Origin of the sequence: Streptomyces sp. NPDC001604, from assembly GCF_042893475.1 — a bacterium.
Classification (GTDB): domain Bacteria; phylum Actinomycetota; class Actinomycetes; order Streptomycetales; family Streptomycetaceae; genus Streptomyces.
Window position 1 is genome coordinate 541,794 of record NZ_JBIAUY010000003.1, and the last position, 19,370, is coordinate 561,163.

17 protein-coding genes are annotated in these 19,370 nt (G+C 70.3%); 10 read left to right on the forward strand and 7 right to left on the reverse strand.

Translation table 11 applies throughout. The annotated features are described in order from the left end of the window. Window positions 1-11 precede the first annotated feature (11 nt). Together mltG and ACFY1E_RS11875 are read right to left on the reverse strand one after the other, a co-directional pair. The gene (gene mltG, locus ACFY1E_RS11870; protein ID WP_389074336.1) at window positions 12-1,001 is read right to left on the reverse strand and encodes an endolytic transglycosylase MltG; all 990 of its coding nucleotides are present in this window, start codon (window positions 999-1,001) and stop codon (window positions 12-14) included. A gap of 43 nt (window positions 1,002-1,044) precedes the next feature. After that, entirely contained in the window at window positions 1,045-2,856 is a 1,812-nt protein-coding gene (locus tag ACFY1E_RS11875; protein ID WP_389074339.1) for an ABC transporter ATP-binding protein, read from the reverse strand. A gap of 93 nt (window positions 2,857-2,949) precedes the next feature. On the opposite strand from ACFY1E_RS11875, the gene ACFY1E_RS11880 reads away from it, so the two are divergent. Beyond that, complete coding sequence (locus ACFY1E_RS11880) at window positions 2,950-3,402, forward strand: MarR family winged helix-turn-helix transcriptional regulator (protein WP_389074342.1); 453 nt, start codon at window positions 2,950-2,952, stop codon at window positions 3,400-3,402. A gap of 161 nt (window positions 3,403-3,563) precedes the next feature. Here ACFY1E_RS11880 and ACFY1E_RS11885 read toward each other — a convergent pair whose 3' ends face one another. The 3 genes from ACFY1E_RS11885 to ACFY1E_RS11895 form a co-directional block, all read right to left on the reverse strand. Continuing rightward, window positions 3,564-4,904 carry a cation:dicarboxylate symporter family transporter gene (locus ACFY1E_RS11885; protein ID WP_389074343.1) on the reverse strand — a complete coding sequence of 447 codons (1,341 nt, stop codon included), beginning with the start codon at window positions 4,902-4,904 and terminating at the stop codon, window positions 3,564-3,566. Window positions 4,905-5,072: 168 nt separating this feature from the next. Then, window positions 5,073-6,668: a peptide-N4-asparagine amidase gene (locus ACFY1E_RS11890; RefSeq protein ID WP_389074346.1), complete on the reverse strand. Its 1,596-nt coding sequence runs from the start codon at window positions 6,666-6,668 to the stop codon at window positions 5,073-5,075. Window positions 6,669-6,725: 57 nt separating this feature from the next. Further along, window positions 6,726-7,463: a L,D-transpeptidase family protein gene (locus tag ACFY1E_RS11895; RefSeq protein WP_389074348.1), complete on the reverse strand. Its 738-nt coding sequence runs from the start codon at window positions 7,461-7,463 to the stop codon at window positions 6,726-6,728. A 133-nt stretch (window positions 7,464-7,596) separates the two neighbouring features. Here ACFY1E_RS11895 and ACFY1E_RS11900 point away from each other — a divergent pair, with 133 nt between their 5' ends. Further along, the gene (locus ACFY1E_RS11900; RefSeq protein ID WP_389074351.1) at window positions 7,597-9,402 is read left to right on the forward strand and encodes an ABC transporter transmembrane domain-containing protein; all 1,806 of its coding nucleotides are present in this window, start codon (window positions 7,597-7,599) and stop codon (window positions 9,400-9,402) included. Next, window positions 9,399-11,180: an ABC transporter ATP-binding protein gene (locus ACFY1E_RS11905; RefSeq protein ID WP_389074353.1), complete on the forward strand. Its 1,782-nt coding sequence runs from the start codon at window positions 9,399-9,401 to the stop codon at window positions 11,178-11,180. Before ACFY1E_RS11900 ends, ACFY1E_RS11905 begins: the two co-directional genes overlap by 4 nt. 48 nt (window positions 11,181-11,228) lie before the next feature. Here ACFY1E_RS11905 and ACFY1E_RS11910 read toward each other — a convergent pair whose 3' ends face one another. Beyond that, the gene (locus tag ACFY1E_RS11910) at window positions 11,229-11,738 is read right to left on the reverse strand and encodes a hypothetical protein (RefSeq protein WP_389074356.1); all 510 of its coding nucleotides are present in this window, start codon (window positions 11,736-11,738) and stop codon (window positions 11,229-11,231) included. 104 nt (window positions 11,739-11,842) lie between these two features. Here ACFY1E_RS11910 and ACFY1E_RS11915 point away from each other — a divergent pair, with 104 nt between their 5' ends. From ACFY1E_RS11915 to ACFY1E_RS11935, 5 genes are all read left to right on the forward strand, one after another. Continuing rightward, complete coding sequence (locus ACFY1E_RS11915; protein WP_389074358.1) at window positions 11,843-12,442, forward strand: RNA polymerase sigma factor; 600 nt, start codon at window positions 11,843-11,845, stop codon at window positions 12,440-12,442. Next, the gene (locus ACFY1E_RS11920) at window positions 12,429-13,073 is read left to right on the forward strand and encodes a hypothetical protein (protein ID WP_389074361.1); all 645 of its coding nucleotides are present in this window, start codon (window positions 12,429-12,431) and stop codon (window positions 13,071-13,073) included. Before ACFY1E_RS11915 ends, ACFY1E_RS11920 begins: the two co-directional genes overlap by 14 nt. Window positions 13,074-13,317: 244 nt before the next feature. After that, window positions 13,318-13,788 (forward strand): DUF5709 domain-containing protein, encoded by a 471-nt coding sequence (locus ACFY1E_RS11925; RefSeq protein ID WP_389074363.1) that lies wholly within the window; start codon window positions 13,318-13,320, stop codon window positions 13,786-13,788. Between the two features lie 28 nt (window positions 13,789-13,816). Further along, window positions 13,817-14,071, forward strand: a complete 255-nt coding sequence (locus ACFY1E_RS11930; protein WP_389074365.1) for a type B 50S ribosomal protein L31 — start codon at window positions 13,817-13,819, stop codon at window positions 14,069-14,071. Window positions 14,072-14,168: 97 nt separating this feature from the next. Next, on the forward strand, window positions 14,169-14,648 hold the full coding sequence (locus tag ACFY1E_RS11935) for a carboxymuconolactone decarboxylase family protein (protein WP_389074367.1): 480 nt from the start codon (window positions 14,169-14,171) through the stop codon (window positions 14,646-14,648). A gap of 62 nt (window positions 14,649-14,710) precedes the next feature. On the opposite strand, the gene ACFY1E_RS11940 is transcribed toward ACFY1E_RS11935, so the two are convergent. Further along, complete coding sequence (locus tag ACFY1E_RS11940) at window positions 14,711-15,505, reverse strand: metal-dependent hydrolase (protein ID WP_389074369.1); 795 nt, start codon at window positions 15,503-15,505, stop codon at window positions 14,711-14,713. Between the two features lie 145 nt (window positions 15,506-15,650). On the opposite strand from ACFY1E_RS11940, the gene ACFY1E_RS11945 reads away from it, so the two are divergent. Together ACFY1E_RS11945 and ACFY1E_RS11950 are read left to right on the forward strand one after the other, a co-directional pair. Beyond that, window positions 15,651-18,164, forward strand: coding sequence for a DEAD/DEAH box helicase (locus ACFY1E_RS11945; protein WP_389074371.1), 2,514 nt, complete (start codon window positions 15,651-15,653; stop codon window positions 18,162-18,164). A gap of 31 nt (window positions 18,165-18,195) precedes the next feature. Next, entirely contained in the window at window positions 18,196-19,062 is an 867-nt protein-coding gene (locus ACFY1E_RS11950; protein WP_099926902.1) for an acyl-CoA thioesterase II, read from the forward strand. Window positions 19,063-19,370 lie beyond the last annotated feature (308 nt).

A 19,370-nucleotide genomic window follows, 5' to 3' on the forward strand; every position in this document is an offset into this window, starting at 1 on the left:
GGGTTCGCGGGCTACTTCGTGGCCTGCGGGACGGAGCTGTTCTGCGTGGTCTGCGGGGCGGAGCTGTTCTGCGTGGTCTGCGGGGCGGAACTACGCTGCGTGGCCTGCGGAGCGGAACCGCTCGGCGCGATCTGCGGAGCGGAGCTGCTCTGCGGGGCCTGCGGAGCGGAGCCGTTCTGCCGGGCGTTGAACTCCGCCACATTGCGCTGGTGTTCGGCGAAGTCGGCGGTGAAACGGGTGTCGCCCGGCTTCACCGTGACGAAGTACAGCCAGTCGCCCGCGGGCGGATTGATCGCGGCGCGCATCGCCTCTTCGCCCGGGTTGTCGATCGGGGTGGGCGGCAGGCCCATGCGCTGGTAGGAGTTGTAGGGACTGGCGAGCTTCGTGTCGTCGGCGCTGGTCTTCAGCGTGGCGCGCTTGAGGGCGTAGTTGAGGGTGGAGTCCATCTGCAGCGGCATCCCGCGCTCCAGCCTGTTGAGGACGACCCGCGCCACCTTGCCCATGTCGGCCTTCGAGGCTGCCTCCGCCTGCACGATGCTCGCGACGGTGACCGCCTGGTAGACGTTCATGGCGTTGCGCTGAGCGCCGGCTGCGATCGGGGCGCCGTTGAACTTCTTGTTGGCGGTGTCGACCATGAACGACAGCAGGGACTCGGGCGTCGTCTTCTTCGTGACGGGATAGGTCGCGGGGAAGAGGTAGCCCTCCGGGTTGCCCGCCGCGTCCGTCGGCAGCTTCAGGCGGGCCTTCGGGAGTGCCTTCTCAGTGCTGCCGGCGGGCAGGGCGAGGGCCTTGTCGACGGCGGCGTAGACCTGGCTCGCACGCCAGCCCTCCGGGATCACCAGGGAGGCGGGCTTGGCCTCCTGCGCGCCGTGCCGCACGGTCAGCAGCGGCACCACCACGGCGGCGCCGGCCACCACGGCTCCGGTCGCGAGGAGGATGAGGACGAGTCGGCCCCGGCGCGTCAGTCGGATCGTGCCCCGTGGCGGAATGTTCTGATGCATGCGGGCACGGTAACCCGCATATCACCATAAACCCGACAGATCTTCAGCCTGTCGGTTCCAGTTGGGCATCCCGGCGTACGAGGGCCGCGTACCGCCCGTCCTGATCCAGCAGCTCCTCGTGTGTGCCCCGTTCGACGACGCGGCCGGAGTCGAGGACCACGATCTGGTCGGCGCCGCGGACGGTGGACAGGCGGTGCGCGATGGTCAGCGTGGTGCGATTGGCCGACAGGGCGTCGATGGCCTCCTGGACGGCCGCCTCGGTGCGGTTGTCCAGAGCGCTGGTCGCCTCGTCGAGTATCAGTACCGGCGGGTCGCGAAGGATGGTGCGGGCTATCGCCAGGCGCTGCTTCTCGCCGCCGGAGAAACGGTGGCCGCGCTCGCCGACCACGGTGTCGTACCCGTCGGGCAGTGATGCGATGTGGTCGTGGATCTGGGCCGCCCTGGCCGCCGCGTGCAGCTCCTCGTCGGTGGCGTCCGGCTTGGCGAAGCGCAGGTTCTCGGCGACCGAGGCGTGGAAGAGATACGTCTCCTGGGAGACCACGCCGACCGCGCGCGCGAGGGTGTCGAAGTCGAGGTCGCGGACGTCGACGCCGTCGAGGGTGACGCGGCCGCCGGTGACGTCGTAGAGCCGCGGGACGAGATAGCCGAGCGTCGACTTTCCGGCGCCGGTGGGGCCCACGACGGCGAGGCTGCTGCCGGCGGGAACGGTGACGTCGATGCCGTCGAGGGTGGGGCCCCTCTGGTTGTCGTTGCTGTCGTATCGGAACGAGACGCCCTCGAAGCGAACCTCGCCCTTGATCCGGTCGAGGTGGACCGGGTCCTCCCGCTCGGTGATGTCGATCGGCAGGTCGAGGTATTCGAAGATGCGCTGGAAGAGCGCGAGCGAGCTCTGGATCTGCACGCCGGTCGACAGCAGGCTGACCGCCGGGCGGAACAGACCCTGCTGGAGCGAGACGAAGGCGACGATGGTGCCGATGGAGATGCCGGGGCCGCCCGTCTGGAGGGCGATGCCCGCGGTCCAGTAGATGACGGCCGGCATGGCGGCCATGACGATCGTGATGACCGCCATCCGCCACCGGCCGGACATGTTCGACCTCACCTCGAGGTCGACCAGTTCCTCGGACTCCTCGGCGAAGGACTGCGTCAGCGAGTCGGAGCGGCCCATGGTGCGGCCCAGCAGGATGCCGCTGACGGAGAGCGACTCGGTGACCGTGGCGGCCATGGCTGCCATCTGCTTCTGGCGCTCGGTGGTGATCTTCTTGCGTTCCCTGCCGACACGCCGGCTGATCCACACGAAGACCGGGAGCAGCAGCAGCGAGACGACGGTCAGGCGCCAGTCGAGGGCGATCATCGCGACGATCGTGGCGACCACACTGGTCAGGTTGGAGACCAGGGAGGTGGCGGTGGAGGTGACGGTGGCCTGCATACCGCCGATGTCGTTGGCTATGCGGGACTGGACCTCGCCGGTCCGGGTGCGTGTGAAGAACGCGAGCGACATGCGCTGCAGCCGGCCGTAGACGGCGGTGCGCAGGTCGTGCATGACGCGCTGGCCGACCGTCGTGGAGATCAGCGTCTGGAGCACGCCGAAGACGCTGGTGAGGACGGCGCTGAGGATCATGCCGAGCGCGAGCAGGCTGAGCAGGCCGGTGCGGCCCTGGGGGATCGCGACGTCGAGGATCGCCTTCAGCAGGAAGGGCGTGGCCACGGAGACCAGCGAGGCGGCGCCGACCAGTAGGCCGACCACGGCCAGACGGGCACGGTAGGGGCGGAAGAGCCTCAGGATGCGGCGCACCTGCTGGGGTTGCTCCTTGGCATCGGCCGGCGGTGTCCAGCGGGGTTCTCGATCGGGGTGCAATGGACTCCTAGGGAGTGAGGTGACGAAGACGGGCGGAGCCTAGCTCATTGTTACCTATGCTCACAATGAATTAGGTCCTGATATTGTTCCCGCATGGCCACCCCCGATTCCGACAGCCTGCTCGCCGAGCAGCTGCTGCGGTTCACCCGCCGTGTGCACCGCATCCAGAAGCGGCACATCGAGCAGTGCGGCCTGGGCGTCACCCCCGCCCAGTCCCGGCTGCTGCGCACCCTGGCGCACTGGAGCTCACCACCGCGCATGGCCGACCTGGCCGAGCGCCTCGAGGTGGTACCCCGGGCGGTGACCACCCTGGTCGACGGACTGGAGGCGAGCGGCAAGGTGCGCCGGGTCCCCGACCCGAGCAACCGCCGGGTGATCCGGATCGAACTCACGGACGACGGCCGCAAGGCGCTGAGCGAATTGCGCGGCGCTCGCCGCTCGGCCGCCGAGGAGATCCTCGCTCCGCTGAGCGACGATCAGCGCGTTGTCCTCGGCGGACTGCTGGGCACGTTGTTGGACGGGGTGCCTGAGAGGCGCTGCGGGTAAGGGGCAAACGGTTCGCGGGCGGCTGCGGGCTTGTGGGGGTTGATCGCGCCCACGCGGCGGAGCCGCAAATGGATACAGCCCCGCGCCCCTTGAGGGGCGCGGGGAACTGCGCGGCCAGCCACGAATCACCTGAAGCCGCCCGCGGAACGACAAGCCCCGAGCTACTGGGCGACCGGCACCGCAGCCTCCGGCACATCCTCCGCTTCGGCGACGGCCTCGCCGTCCAGCACCCGCTTCGCCTGCTCCGCGTCCAGTGCCCCCTCCCAGCGGGAGACGGCGAACACGGCGACGCAGTTGCCGAGCAGGTTCGTCACCACCCGCATCGAGTCCATGATCCGGTCCACGCCCAGCAGCAGCGCCACCGCTCCGGCAGGGATGGCACCCAGCGAGGAAGCGGTCGCGGACAGGGCGAGGAAGGCGGAGCCGGGGATGCCCGCCATGCCCTTGCTGGTCAGCATCAGGACCAGGACGACGGTGATCTGCTGGCTCAGGTCGAGATGGACGCCCACGGCCTGGGCGATGAACAACGTGCCGATGGACAGATACAGCGAGGCGCCGTCGAGGTTGAAGGAGTAGCCGGTGGGCAGCACCAGGCCCACCGCGTCGTCGCGGGCGCCGGCCCTGCGCAGCTTCTGCATCACACGCGGCATGACGGACTCGGTGGACGCGGTGCCGAGTGCGAGGAGCATCTCCTCGCGGATGTAGCGCAGGAACTTCCACAGGCTCAGCCCGGTGACCATGCGCAGGGCGACCGCCAGCAGCGCGATGAACAGGGCCGCGGCGACGTAGCACAGGATGATCAGCTTGGCGTAGGTCTCGATCACTCCGAGCCCGTACTGGCCGATCAGGACGGCCATCGCGCCGAACACCGCGATCGGGGCCAGCCGCATCACGAAGCCGACGATCGCGAAGATGATCTCCTGGGCCTGCTCGACGGCTGGCAGCACCTGCGGCACCTTGGTGTGGCCGAGGTGCAGCAGTGCGGCGCCCACCAGACAGGCCAGGATGAGCACCTGGAGCAGCGAGTTCTCGGCGAAGGCGCCGATGAAACTGGTGGGCAGCGCGTTGACGATGAACTCGGTCGTCGAGGGCAGCGCACCGCCGCCCGTCTTCGCGTCGACCGCCTTGGTGCTCAGCGTGGACGGGTCGACATGCATGCCCGAGCCGGGCTGGACGACGTTGGCGGCGACCAGGCCGATGATCAGCGCCGCGGTGCTGGCGACCTCGAACCAGATCAGGGCCTTGAGCCCGATCCGGCCGAAGGCCTTGAGGTCACCGGCCTTGGCGATGCCGACGACGACCACGCAGAACACCAAGGGCGAGATGATCGTCTTGATGAGCCGGGTGAAACCGTCGCCGAGCGGCTGAAGATCCGCGGCGAAGCCGGGCCACAGCTTCCCGACGACGATTCCGAGCACGAGCGCGCAGAGGACCTGCGCGAACAGAGAGGTACGCAGTATGCGTGCGACGCGTCGCGGGACAGAGGGGACGGACGGCGGCACGGGCACTCCTAGTGGGGACGTCAAGCTCACAGAAGCCGGGGAGACTTCTGCGATACGGAAAGCGGTTTCCGTGACGATCACTTTCGCGCTCCCGGTGATCTCGCCCGCAACCTCCGTGTTGCGGACGTGTAAATCACGCCCCCTGTGACGCATCGCACACAACTGGCCTCAGCAGCCGTCCTGTTCCTCCGTGAGCACCCCCTGAACGCTCGTCAGGGAGCGGTCGTAGCAGCCCGCCGAGCCGTACAGCCGGTAGTGCTCGCTCGTCGCGCCGACCGCGTGCCGCTGGTCGCGCGGGACGCCTGTCGTATAGGTGGCATCGCCGCTGACCGTGTCGTCCAGCCGCGACCAGCCCGTGCGCCTGCCGCCGCGCGACTCGACGACCGCGGCTCGGTCGCCGAGCGTCAGCACGGTGCGCAGCCGGGCGTCGTCGCCGATCGTGGTCGAACCGTTCATCGTGTACGTGCGACGGGTGAGCGTCGTGCGGGCGGGTCCGCGCCCGGCGACGGTGACGGACTCGTTGTCGCTCCATGCGGCGTCGAGGCCGTCCATGTTCTCGCCGTCGGTCCACCGGTGGGTGGAGGTGTTGGCGAGCATGCGACTGACGGTGGTGGTCACGCGCCCGTGCGAGGTGTCGACGTATCCGGAGACGGTCAGCCGGTGACCGGCGTCGGTGTCCACCCGCTGCGGTGAACCGGCCGTGTACGTCGAGGAGTTCGCGAGATCATCTGCCCGGTCCACGGTGAGCTTCCCGGGCACGTGCGTCCGCCCGGCGTCCTGCCACACCAGCACGTCGACCGGCGCGCTCCAGCCGCTCTGCCCCTCGGGCACGCCCACGACCGAGACGTCGACCTTGTGCGGGCGGCCGTCGTTGAGCAGCCCCGCGAACGGCGTCAGGTCGTATTCGATCGGCTTGACGTCGAAGGCGCGCGGTGCCGGAACGACGTACCAGAGGAAGGGGTTGGACCAACCTCCGGTCCACACGTGCGGGAACGGTGCGGCGATTCCGGCCAGTTGGCCGTCGACCTTGATCTGCACCTCGCGGTAGGGGCCGCCGTCGGCCTGGCAGGAATACGGCGCCTTGCCGGGCACCGCCAGATACCAGAACTCCTCGCAGCCGCCGCCCGATCCGGTGGCGTACACCTCGGCGAGGATGCGTTCGCTGTTGCGCGGGGTGGTGAGGGTGTTGCCGTCGCCGAGCGTGAGGACCTTGTCCGCGGGCGCCGCGGCCGGCCTGCCCGGGTAGAAGGTGAGCGTGACCTTGACGTCGAGCACGCCGGTGTAGGTGTCGTCGACGACGTTCCCGATGAGCATCTCGACGTCCTGGCCACTGCGGAAGGTGTCGCTGTAGCGCGTGACGTCCTTCTCGACGGACCACGCGATGCCGTCGGGCGAGGGTTCGGGGGTGGAGGTGCGCAGGATCTCGACCCCGCCGACGTGCAGATAGCCGAGCCGGTCGAACTGCCGCCCCTTGACCTTGCCGTCGAGACGCAGCACCACCTTGCTCCAGCGGTCGCCACACCCCTTGGGCGGTGTGTACGTTCCCCTGTAGGGGGTGAAGTCCTTGAACTGCGCCTCGGCGAGCGTGACTTGGCAGGACTTGCCGGCCGGTCTGTCGACGGGCGGAGCCGCCGTCACCGGGTCGTGCCAGTCGGTTCCGAACTCGGCGGGCGCGTCAGCGGCGCCGGCCGGCCCCGCCCCGAGGAGGGTGCTCGCCAGAAGGGTCGCTCCGGCGAGCATGGACATGACGATCCGTCTTTTCATGGCCCGTGTTCTACGGGGAGTTGGCGGCTCGTGGCAATGAGGTCTCCGTCAGAAGTGCTAGGCCTTCAGGTCCGCCCTGTCCCCCATCACCACCACGGGATGCCGGTGCGGGTCGAGCGTGCGCAGCAGGTACTCCATCGCCGCACGGGACAGACTGATGCAGGCCGACGTACCGCTGCCGTGGTCCATGTGCAGCCAGATGCTGCCGCCCTTCGCGTCGCCCTCGGGGCGGCTCGGGTCGTTGGGCGCGGTGCCCTTGACGCGGTTGTAGTCGATGGCGATGACGTAGTCGAAGTCGTGCCAGTGCGAGGGGGCCCACTGGCGCGGGGCCGCGAAGGACGCGTCGCGTGTGTACGGGAGCCGGGCGCCGGGGTCGGGCAGGACGCCGCCGGCGTCGGTGAGGGTGAACACGCCGACGGGGCTGCGCCGGTCGCCCTCGTGGTGGTCGGCGGTCCAGCCCCTCTTGCCGTTGTGCGCCGGCCAGCCACGGGTCCGCTGCCAGCTCGAACCATGCTTCGTGTACAGCACCACCGTGGAGTCCGCGGAGTCCCTGTCCGTCCCGTAGACCGCCACGACCTGACGGGAGTTCGCTGGAATCCGCTCTCTCAGGCGGTCGCCGATGCCTGGAATGCGGGTGGCCTGGGCGGCACGCGCGCGCGTGGCGGCCGTGTTGCCCGCGGCCCCTGTCTGTGCGGTACTGCTGTCCTGCGCCCCGCCGCACGCGGTCAGGGCCGTCAAGAGTGTTCCCAGGGCCGCCACCGCGGCCGCCGCTCGCGGTGCACCGATCTTTCGCATCGCCCCATTTTGTACGGCGTCACGGAAAACCGTTTGCTTCCGACCACGCTGCGACGCGAACCTGTCACGGTTTGCTGCCGCCGTTCGCGGCTCCCCCCACCCCCTGACACGAGCCACTGGGACGTCAGTCGTCATGCAGATTCAAGACCTTCCGTATCCCGACCCGGGTGTGCCGGACGCACGCTCCGGTCCCCGATTCCTGTGGTGGCTGGGCCGTAACCAGCTGGGCGGTCAGTTCAAGTCGCTGGCCTGGGGCCTGCTGCACTTCGCGTCGGTCTCCGCGCTGCCGTTCTGCGTCGGCATGGCCATCCAGGCCGTCGTCGAACGCTCGGGCACCCGACTGGCCCTCGCGGGCGCCCTGTTGGCGCTGGCGGGCCTCGGCACGGCACTCGGCGACACGTTCCTGCACCGGGCCGCGGTCACCAACTGGATCACGGCCGCCGCCCGCGTCCAGCAGCTGCTCGCCCGCAAGGCGGCGGTGCTGGGTTCGGCGCTGACGCGGCGTGTCGCGGCCGGCGAGGTGGTGGCCGTCTCCACCGGTGACGTCGAGAAGATCGGCTGGTTCGTGGAGGCCGTCTCCCGGTTCACCGCGGCGGCTCTCACGGTCGTGCTGGTCTGCGTCGCCCTGCTCGTCTACCAGCCGGCGCTCGGCGTGGTCGTCGCCGCGGGCCTGCCCCTGCTGGCGATCGCGGTGCTGCCGCTGCTGCCACGGGCGACGCGACGGGCCGACTTCCAGCGCGAGAAGGCGGGACGGGCCACCGAACTGGCCTCGGACACCGTCGCCGGACTGCGCGTGCTGCGCGGTATCGGCGGCGAGGAGCTGTTCCTCGACCGCTACCGCCGTGCCTCCCAGGAGGTCCGTCACGCGGCCGTGCGCAGCGCCCGCATGTGGTCCCTGATCTCCGCCATCCAGGTGCTGCTGCCGGGCCTGCTGATGGTCGTGGTCGTCTGGTACGGCGTCCACCTGGCCGGCCAGGGCCGCATCACCGTGGGCGAACTGGTCACCGTCTACAGCTCGGTGATGGTCCTGACGTATCCCCTACGCCACTTCGAGGAGATCGCCATGGCCTACTCCTTCTCGCGACCCTCCGCCAAACGGGCGGCGCGGGTGCTGTCGCTGGAACGGGCCACGGACACCGAGGGCTCACGCACGGCGGACGTCCCCTCGGGGGACCTGTACGACCCGGCGACCGGGCTGCTCGCCCCCGCGGGCCGGCTGACCGCCGTGGTGTGCGGCGACCCGGACGCGGCGGGCCTGCTCGCCGAACGGCTGGGCGGACACCCCGCCGAGCAGGGCACCTCCGTCCTGCTGGGCGGCGTGCCCCTCGACGAGCTGCCGCTGGAGACCGCGCGTGAGGCGGTGCTCGTCCAGGACAAGGACCCGGTGCTGCTGTCCGGTTCGCTGCGAGAGCTGCTGGACGTTCCCGCCTCGGGCGACGTCGCCGCACGCGAGGCGCTGGCGGCCGCACAGTGCGGGGACGTCCTGGAGGCGCTCGCCCAGGGGTCGTTGGACGCCGCGGACCCGATGGACACGCGGATCACCGAACGCGGGCGTTCGCTGTCCGGCGGTCAGCGACAGCGGCTCGCGCTGGCCCGATCGCTGATCACCGACCCGGAGGTGCTCGTCCTGGACGAGCCGACCTCGGCCGTCGACTCGCACACCGAGGCACGGATCGCGGAGGGGGTGCGCACGCTTCGGGAGGGGCGCACGACGGTGGTGTTCACCTCCTCGCCACTGCTCCTGGACCACGCGGACCGGGTCGTACTGGTCCACGAGGGCGAGGTCGCCGCGGTCGGCGTGCACCGCGAACTGCTGCACACCGAGCCCCGCTACCGGGCCGTGGTGACCCGGGAGACCGAGGAAGAGGCCGCCCTGAGCGGCGCACTCGAAGACGACGACGTTCTGAAAGAACTGGAAGAGATCGAGGAGACAGCATGATCGGCGTGGCGCCACCGGCGTACGACCCGGCGGCCCCGACGACGGCGCACACCCTGCCCGTCGGCGCACCCGCGACCGTACGCGCCTATGTGGCCGAGCTGTTCCGCCGGCACCGCCGTGCCTTCCTGGTCCTGATCGCCGTCAACACCGCGGCCGTGCTCGCCTCGATGGCGGGCCCATGGCTGCTGGGCGACCTGGTCCAGCGGGTGTCGGACGGGGCACGGGAACTTCATCTGCCGCTCACCGTCTCACTGTTCGTGCTCGCGCTGCTCGTCCAGGCCGTCTTCGTGCGGCAGGTGCGGCTGCGCGGGGCGATGCTCGGCGAGCGGATGCTGGCCGATCTGCGCGAGGACTTCCTCGTACGGTCGGTCGGGCTGCCGCCGGGCGTCCTGGAGCGGGCCGGCACGGGCGACCTGCTGTCCCGGATCACGACGGACATCGACCGGCTCGCCAACGCGATGCGCGAGGCGGTGCCGCAGCTGGCGATCGGCGTGGTGTGGGCGGTGCTGCTGCTCGGCGGTCTCGTCGTGACGGTGCCGCCGCTGGCGCCCGCCGTGCTGGTCGCCGTGCCGCTGCTGGTGGCCGGCTGCCGCTGGTACTTCAAGCGGGCGCCGTCCGGCTACCGCTCGGAGGCCGCCGGGTACGCCGCCGTGGCCGCCGCTCTGGCGGAGACGGTCGACGCCGGGCGCACGGTGGAGGCCCACCGCCTCGGCGAGCGCCGGATCGAGCTGTCCGAGTGCCGAGTGAAGGAATGGACCGCCTGGGAGAACTACACGCTCTGGCTGCGGTCCGTGCTCTTCCCCGTCATCAACCTCACCCATGTGACCGTGCTCGCCTCGGTGTTGATGATCGGCGGCGTCTTCGTCCTGCAGGGCTGGATCGGGGTGGGCCAGCTGACGACGGGCGCGCTGATCGCGCAGATGCTCGTCGACCCGGTGAACCTGATCCTGCGCTGGTACGACGAGCTGCAGGTGGCCCAGGTGTCGCTGGCCCGGCTGGTCGGCGTGCGGGACATCGAGCCCGATGCCGGTGAGGACTCGCTGGCCCCCGACGGGCGCGAGGTGCACGCCGACCGGGTCCACTTCGGCTACCGCGAGGGCGTGGACGTGCTGCGCAAGGTGTCGCTGCAGGTCGCCCCCGGCACCCGGCTGGCCCTGGTCGGCCCCTCGGGCGCGGGCAAGTCCACGCTGGGCAGGCTCCTCGCCGGCATCTACGCACCACGGGAGGGCCGCATCACCCTCGGTGGTGCCGAGCTGTCCCGGATGCCCGCGGAACGCGTCCGCTCCCATGTGGCCCTCGTCAACCAGGAACACCACGTCTTCGTGGGCTCCCTGCGCGACAACCTGCTGCTGGCCCGGACAAGTGCCGTGGACGCCGAGCTGTGGGCGGCCCTGGGCGCGGTCGACGCCGAGGGATGGGCGCGTGCACTGGACGACGGTCTGGACACGGAGGTCGGCTCGGGCGGGCTGGCGCTCACCCCGGCCCAGGCCCAGCAGATCGCGCTGGCCCGCCTGGTGCTGGCGGACCCGCACACGCTGGTCCTGGACGAGGCGACCTCCCTCCTCGACCCCCGTGCGGCACGCCACCTCGAACGCTCCCTCGCCCGCGTCCTCGACGGCCGCACGGTGGTCGCGATCGCCCACCGGCTGCACACCGCCCACGACGCCGATGTGATCGCCGTCGTCGAGAACGGCCGCATCAGCGAGCTCGGCAGCCACGACGAGCTGGTCGCGGCGCAGGGCGCGTACGCGGCGCTGTGGCGGTCCTGGCACGGGTGAGCGTTCCCGGCCCGGTCGGAGGCTGCCGCACGGCGGCCTCCGACCGGGTCAGTACCCATATCCACCACCGCCGCTGCTGTTCGACGCCGGGACCGCCTTCTTGATCGCGGTGCCCTTGGCGTCCAGGACGTACCAGACCTTGTCGATGCCCTGGCCCTTCAGATCGCCGGGCTTCCGGTCCTTGGCGTAGTAGTACAACGGGTGCCCGGCGTACGTGACCTGGACCTTTCCCGAGCCCTTCGTGTGGCCGACAAGGTTCGCGTCGACGCCTGCGCCCGCGTGCGGTTTGCCCTCCATGTGCGGCCACAGCTTCATGCACGCAGCGTCACAGTTCATCGAATTGGTGTTCTTGCCGTCCTCGGTGAACAGATACAGCGTCCGACCGTGGCCGTCGACGAGGATGTCTCCGACCGGTGAGTGGCTCGACTTGATGGCCGAGGTGTCCATGGTGGCCGCTGCCGGGCGGGCGCTGTGGACGCTGCCGCCCCCGCCGCCGCAGCCGGCGAGCGCCAAACCCGCGAGCGCAATCCCCGCCACGGTGATCCTGCTTCGCCTCATGGTCTCTCCGTCCCTTCTGACAGAGGTTGTACGGGCGAGCGATGTGGGCGGATTGGGGTGGATTGCGGTCAATCCTTTCGGTGCTTCCGTGCGTACATTTGAACGTGGAGCTGTTCCCACGTGCCGACCGGGTCGACGACGCCGCGCTCGTCGCCGGGTTCGCGCTGGGCGACGAGCAGGCGGCGGTCGCCTTCGTGCGCCGCTTCCAGGACGCGGTCTTCGGGCTGGCGCTGTCGGTGACCCGTGATCCGGTCCTTGCCGAGGACGTGAGCCAGGAGGTGTTCGTACGGGCCTGGCGGGCCGCGGGCAACTACGACCCCCGGCGGGCCTCGGCGCTCACCTGGCTGCTGACCATCACCCGCAACGCCGCGATCGACGCCGTGCGGGCGCGGCGCTCCACTCCCGTCCTCGCCGAGACCCTGGAACGCCTCCTGGATGCGACCCTGCGGGCCGAGGACGACTCCGCCGACACGGAACGGCTGGCCCTGATCGCCCTGGAGAGCGAGCGGGCCCTCGACCGGCTGCGGGCCCTGCCGGTCGAGCAGGCCCGGGCGGTCGCGCTCGCCGTGCTCGGCGGCTGCACGGCCGCCGAGGTGGGCCGGCACGAGCACATCCCCCTGGGCACCGCCAAGACCCGCGTCCGCACCGGCCTGCGCAGACTGCGCGACGTGCTGAAGGAGGGAAGCCGCGATGGACCACCCTGACGAGGACGAACTGACCGCCCTGGCCCTCGGCACCCTCCCCACCACACCGGCGCAGCTGCTGCGCCACCTCACCGTCTGCGCCACCTGCCGCACGGCCTACGACGACCTGTCGGCGGCCGTCGACGCGGTGCTGCCCGCGGCTCCTGCGGTCGCGGCCCCGCCCGGCTTCGACGCCCGGGTGCTCGACCGCCTGGCACTGCGCCGCCCCTCCCCCGCCCGCCGGCGCCACCGCACCCCGCTGCTGCTCGCCGCGGCCGCCGTGGCCGGACTGTGCCTGGGCACGGCCGGCACCGCGCTCCTGCACCACGAGTCGGCCCCGGCCCAGGTGACCGCGAGCGACCACGGAGGCGTGCTGCTCACCGGCTCGGGGACGCGGGTGGGCACCGTCGAACCGAGCCGGGCCGGGACCGAGCACGTCGTGGTCATGCAGATCACGGCCGGTCGGCCCGGCACCCACTACACCTGCCGGCTCCTCCTCAAGGACGGCGCCACCCGCGACGCCGGCCAGTGGTGGATGCCGACCTCCGGCCGGGCCACCTGGATCGCCTACGGGTCGGCCCCCGCCATCGCCCGCGTCGATCTGGTGACGGACGACGGCCTCGTCTGGTCGTCGGCGGTGCTGCACGGCTGACGTCGGTCCCGGCCCGCGGCACACGGACATGCCCCACGGGGCCGTTTCCCCCTGCGCCGCGTACCTCCTGGTGCCGTGCCGTTGCGCAGTCCCGAAAGGGGGTGGAAGGCTGGATATCGGCACCGGCTCGGGGAGCGACCTGGGACCGATGGTTCCTCCCGGGCGCAGCCTGTGCTCCGCGTCTCGGCGCACCGACGCCCCGCGCGGTGAGCAACGGGCCCGTCCCCACCACCTGGAGGTACCCGTGAACAGCGCCGACGGATGGGGAGATGACGTCTACCAGCCCGACGGATCCGAGATCCAGGAGGACTCCGGGCTGCTCGACGTGGAGGACACCCTGGTCGACGACGGTGTCGACGACCCCCTCGACCGGGGCTGGTCCCCTCCGGAGCGACCATGGGCGGTGGAACGCCCCGATGTGACGGCGGCGGAGCGGCAGCACGGGGAGACCCTGGACCAGCGGCTCGCCGAGGAACTTCCGGACCTCGTGATGCCCGACACCGACGGCATCGGCGACTGCGAGGGCACCGACGGCGAACTCCTGGACAACGAGGTCGGCGCCGCCCGCTCCGGCCGTCTCGTGGCACCGGACGAGGGCGCGCACGAGGACGAGGAGAGCGCCCTGGTCGCCCGGGACGTCGGCATCGACGGCGCGGCGGCCTCCGCCGAGGAGGCGGCCATGCACATCGTCGACGAGGACGCCCTGTCCGGCTGACCAGCCGCCACCCGCCAAGGAGCACCGTATGCAGCAGGACAAGCACCCCGACTACCACCAGGTGGTCTTCCGCGACCGCGCCGCGGGCTACGCCTTCCTGACCCGGTCCACCGCGAACAGCGACCAGACCATCGAGTGGGACGACGGCGAGACCTATCCGGTGGTGGACGTGGAGATCTCCTCCGAGAGCCACCCGTTCTACACCGGCAAGGCACGCACCGTGGACACGGAGGGACGCATCGCTCAGTTCGAGCGGCGCTACGGCGGCGGGAAGGACACCTGAGGTCCCCGCGGACATTCATGACGCCGGGCGGTCACATCCGCCCTTCGGGATCCGTCAGTGCGACGGAAGCATCTCGAAGATTCCGGAAGGAAACGTCATGACCACGCAGCCGCGTCTGTCCAACCCCGTCAAGCTCGTCCCCGAGTTCGGTCCGGTGACCGGGGCGCTGTTCAAGGCCACCGGCAACGGCTCGGTACCGCAGAGCACCATCAGCCTGGTGCAGCTGCGCGCCGGCCAGCTGGTCGGCAACACGTATCTGACCGTGATGCACAGCGGCAACCTTCGCAAAGCCGGCGAGTCCGAGGAGCGGATCACGGGAGTGGCGACCTGGACGGACGCCCCCTATTACACCGACGCCGAGCGGGTTGCGCTGGCGCTCGTGGAAGCCGTTCTCACCCCGAATCCGCACGGTGAGCGCGTCTCGGACGACCTGTATGCCGAGGCGGCCAAGCACTACGACGAGACGGCGCTCACCACGCTGACGATCGCCATCGGTCAGGTCTGCTTCTTCATCCCGCTCGCCGTGATCGGCAGGCCGCTGCCGGGGGTCTCCCCCTCCCAGCAGTGGAGGGACTGACTCCCAGCGCTTGCAGCAGTGGGGCGGCGGCAGGCGCGCCCCACTGCTGCGGGCCGGTTTCCTCAGATGAAGTTCAGCGCCGCCGCGCAACCCACCCCGCCCAGCAGCATGAACACCGGCATCAGCACCTTGAGCTCGACCCAGCTGCCGGCCCGGAAACGCATGACCTTCGGCGGGCCGATCGGGTACCAGCGCTTGCGGCCCACCGGTATCGGCCACAGGATCGGGCAGCCAGAGACCGTCAGGGCGTCCCCGATGTCGTGGACGATCGCGCCCAGCACGATCGGCAGCCCCAGCCACAGGTACTGCTGGCCGGGCTGGGTGAACAGCCAGTCCGAGCCGTTGCCCGGCTTGTCCAGGATGCCGGCGAGGATCCAGGCGCTGGTCGCGGCCAGCAGCCACACCAGCACGTCGGCGCTGGAACCCCGAGTCGCCCGCCACAACAGACCCTCGATGGCCAGCACGATGTGGACGAAGAGAATGGCCAGCACCGCCCAGCGGCCACCGGTGATCGCGGCGACCGACGTACCCCCACCGATCAGGACCGCCCACAGCCAGGTGTGGGTGAGTGTGCGGTGCCCACCGGAGCGGCGAGGGTCGCCCTGCTTCTTCGTCGCCTTGTAGACGGCGTAGGACAGCTTGTCGACGATCTCGCACAGGCCGCGCGAGAGGGGGCCGAAGGCCCTGGAGATGGTGGCCGCCTTGTGGTCCAGGTCCGGGGCGAGAGCGGCTCCGGCGCAGATCAGAGCGCCGACCAGGAGGACCGGCCAGGGCATCGGGTGCCCGGTCGCCGCGGCCGCCGCACCGACGCCGAGCCAGGCGGCGGCGCCCGACAGTGAGTGTGCTGGTCCCATCATGGCCGTTGCCCGCCCCATTCCTCTTGTGCCGCTGTCCAGTTGACCGGGTGCGCTGACGCTCCGTCGGCGACCCAGCGTACTGGTCGTGATCTTCCTGCCGGCAACCGATTCCCCTCTGGGGGAGGACGCCAGGCAAGATGGGTGCGTGACCCTCATCGATCAGCTGCCGCCGACCGCCGACCCCGACGCCCTCTACGAAGCCTTCGAGTCGTGGGCCCAGGAGCGAGGTCTCACCCTCTATCCCCATCAGGAGGAGGCGCTGATCGAGGTGGTCTCCGGTGCGAACGTGATCGTTTCGACGCCCACCGGCTCCGGCAAGAGCATGATCGCTGCGGGGGCGCACTTCGCCGCCCTGGCCCGGGACGAGGTCACGTTCTACACCGCTCCGATCAAGGCGCTCGTCTCGGAGAAGTTCTTCGAACTGTGCAAGATCTTCGGCACCGAGAACGTCGGCATGCTCACCGGCGACGCGTCCGTCAACTCGGACGCGCCCGTCATCTGCTGCACCGCCGAGGTCCTCGCCTCGATCGCGCTGCGCGACGGCAAGGACGCGGACGTCGGCCAGGTCGTCATGGACGAGTTCCACTTCTATGCGGAGGGGGACCGCGGCTGGGCCTGGCAGATCCCGATCCTGGAGCTGCCCCAGGCGCAGTTCGTCCTGATGTCGGCCACGCTCGGCGACGTCTCGATGTTCGAGAAGGACCTCACCCGGCGCACCGGCCGCCCCACGTCGGTGGTCCGCTCGGCGACACGCCCGGTCCCGCTGTCCTACGAATACCGGCTCACCCCGCTCACGGAGACGCTGACCGAGCTGCTGGACACCCGGCAGGCTCCCGTCTACATCGTGCACTTCACTCAGGCGCAGGCCGTGGAGCGGGCGCAGGCGCTGATGAGCATCAACATGTGCTCGAAGGAGGAGAAGGAGCAGATCGCCGAGCTGATCGGCAACTTCCGCTTCACCACCAAGTTCGGCCGCAACCTCTCCCGGTACGTGCGGCACGGCATCGGCGTCCACCACGCCGGCATGCTGCCCAAGTACCGGCGTCTGGTGGAGAAGCTCGCACAGGCCGGTCTGCTGAAGGTGATCTGCGGTACGGACACGCTCGGTGTGGGCGTGAACGTGCCCATTCGCACGGTGCTGTTCACCGCGCTGACCAAGTACGACGGCAACCGTGTGCGCACGCTGCGCGCCCGTGAGTTCCACCAGATCGCCGGCCGTGCCGGACGGGCCGGTTTCGACACCGCGGGCTTTGTCGTCGCGCAGGCCCCCGAGCATGTCGTGGAGAACGAGAAGGCGCTCGCCAAGGCGGGCGACGACCCGAAGAAGCGCCGCAAGGTCGTCCGCAAGAAGGCTCCGGAGGGCTTCGTCGGGTGGACGGAGAACACCTTCGAGAAGCTCATCGCCTCCGATCCGGAGCCGCTGACCTCCCGCTTCCGGGTCACGCACACGATGCTGCTGTCGGTGATCGCCCGTCCGGGCAACGCCTTCGAGGCGATGCGGCACCTGCTGGAGGACAACCACGAGCCGCGCAAGCAGCAACTGCGGCACATCCGGCGGGCCATCGCCATCTACCGCTCGCTGCTGGACGGCGGCATCGTCGAGAAACTCGACGAGCCGGACGCCACCGGCCGCATCGTCCGCCTCACCGTGGACCTGCAGCAGGACTTCGCGCTCAACCAGCCGCTGTCCACGTTCGCCCTCGCCGCGTTCGAGCTCCTCGACCCGGACTCGCCGTCCTACGCCCTGGACATGGTGTCCGTCGTCGAGTCGACGCTGGACGATCCGCGGCAGATCCTGGTCGCCCAGCAGAACAAGGCCAAGGGCGAGGCCGTGGCCGCGATGAAGGCGGACGGCGTCGAGTACGAGGAGCGCATGGAGCGCCTCCAGGACATCAGCTACCCCAAGCCCCTGGAGGAGCTGCTCTTCCACGCCTACAACACCTACCGCAAGAGCCACCCGTGGGTGGGCGACCATCCGCTGTCGCCGAAGTCCGTCATCCGGGACATGTACGAACGGGCCATGTCCTTCACGGAGTTGGTGTCCTTCTACGAGCTGGCCCGCACCGAGGGCATCGTGCTGCGCTACCTCGCCAGCGCCTACAAGGCCCTCGACCACAACATCCCCGACGATCTCAAGTCCGAGGACCTGCAGGACCTCATCGAGTGGCTCGGCGAGATGGTCCGCCAGGTCGACTCCAGCCTGCTGGACGAGTGGGAACAGCTCGCCAACCCGGAGGAGATGACCGCCGAGGAGGCCCAGGAGAAGGCCGACGAGGTCAAGCCGGTCACCTCCAACGCCCGCGCCTTCCGGGTCCTGGTCCGCAACGCCATGTTCCGCCGTGTCGAGCTCGCCGCTCTCGACCAGGTCGAGGAGCTGGGCGAGCTGGATGCCGACTCCGGCTGGGACGCCGACGCATGGGGCGAGGCGATGGACAAGTACTGGGACGAGTACGAGGACCTGGGCACCGGCCCGGACGCCCGCGGCCCCAAGCTGCTGCTCATCGAGGAGGAGCCGGAGCACGGTCTGTGGCGCGTTCGCCAGATCTTCGCCGACCCGAACGGCGATCATGACTGGGGCATCAGCGCGGAGGTCGACCTCGCGGCCTCCGACGCCGAGGGCCGTGCGGTCGTCCGCGTCACCGACGTCGGCCAGCTGTGAGCCAAGTCGTGAGCCAAGGAGAATCCCACGCATGACGAACCCGGCCGAGAGACTGGTCGACCTGCTCGACCTGGAGCAGATCGAGGTCAACATCTTCCGTGGCCTGAGCCCGCAGGAGTCCCTGCAGCGGGTCTTCGGCGGGCAGGTGGCGGGCCAGGCACTGGTCGCCGCCGCCCGCACCACGGACGGCGAGCGTCCGGTGCACTCGCTGCACGCGTACTTCCTGCGCCCGGGCCGGCCGGGTGTGCCGATCGTGTACCAGGTCGAACGGGTGCGGGACGGCAGGTCTTTCACCACCCGCCGGGTCACCGCGGTGCAGCAGGGCCGCACGATCTTCAATCTCACCGCCTCCTTTCACAAGCCTGAGGAAGGGTCCTTCGAGCACCAGCTGCCGCCGGCCCGCAAGGTCCCGGACCCGGAGTCCCTGCCGACGGTCACCGAGGAGATCCGGGAGCATCTGGGTGCGCTGCCCGAGCGCTACGAGCGGATGGCACGCCGCCAGCCCTTCGACATCCGTTATGTGGACCGGCTGCGCTGGACCGTGGCGGAGGCCAAGGACGCCGAGCCGCGCAGCGCGGTGTGGATGCGCGCGGTCGGGCCGCTGGGCGACGACCCGGTCGTGCACACCTGCGCACTGACCTACGCCAGCGACATGACCCTCCTGGACGCCGTCCGCATCCCGGTCGAACCCCTGTGGGGCCCACGGAGCTTCGACATCGCCTCGCTGGATCACGCCATGTGGTTCCACCGGCCGTTCCGTGCGGACGAATGGTTCCTCTACGACCAGGAGTCACCGATCGCCACGGGCGGCCGCGGCCTGGCACGTGGGCGGATCTACGACGTCGAGGGCCGGCTGCTGGTGTCGGTGGTCCAGGAAGGTCTGTTCCGGGCGCTGTAGCTCACGCAGTTCTGCGGCGCAGCCAGCCCAGCAGACCGTGTGGGCGTCCCGTTTCCCCGGGAACGGGCGCGTCTTGCTCCACGGCCGTCGAGGTCATGGGCGGCGCCTGCACTGCGGCCGACGACGGCACGGGCGGGGCCTGTGCCACAGCCGCCGACGGCACGGGCGAGTCGTGTGCCACAGCCATGGAAGGCATGTGCGCGCCGTGTGCCACAGCCGCGGACGGCACAGGTCGGTCCTCTGCCACAGCCGCGGACGGCACAGGTCGGTCCTCTGCCACAGGCGCGGACGGCACAGGTCGGTCCTCT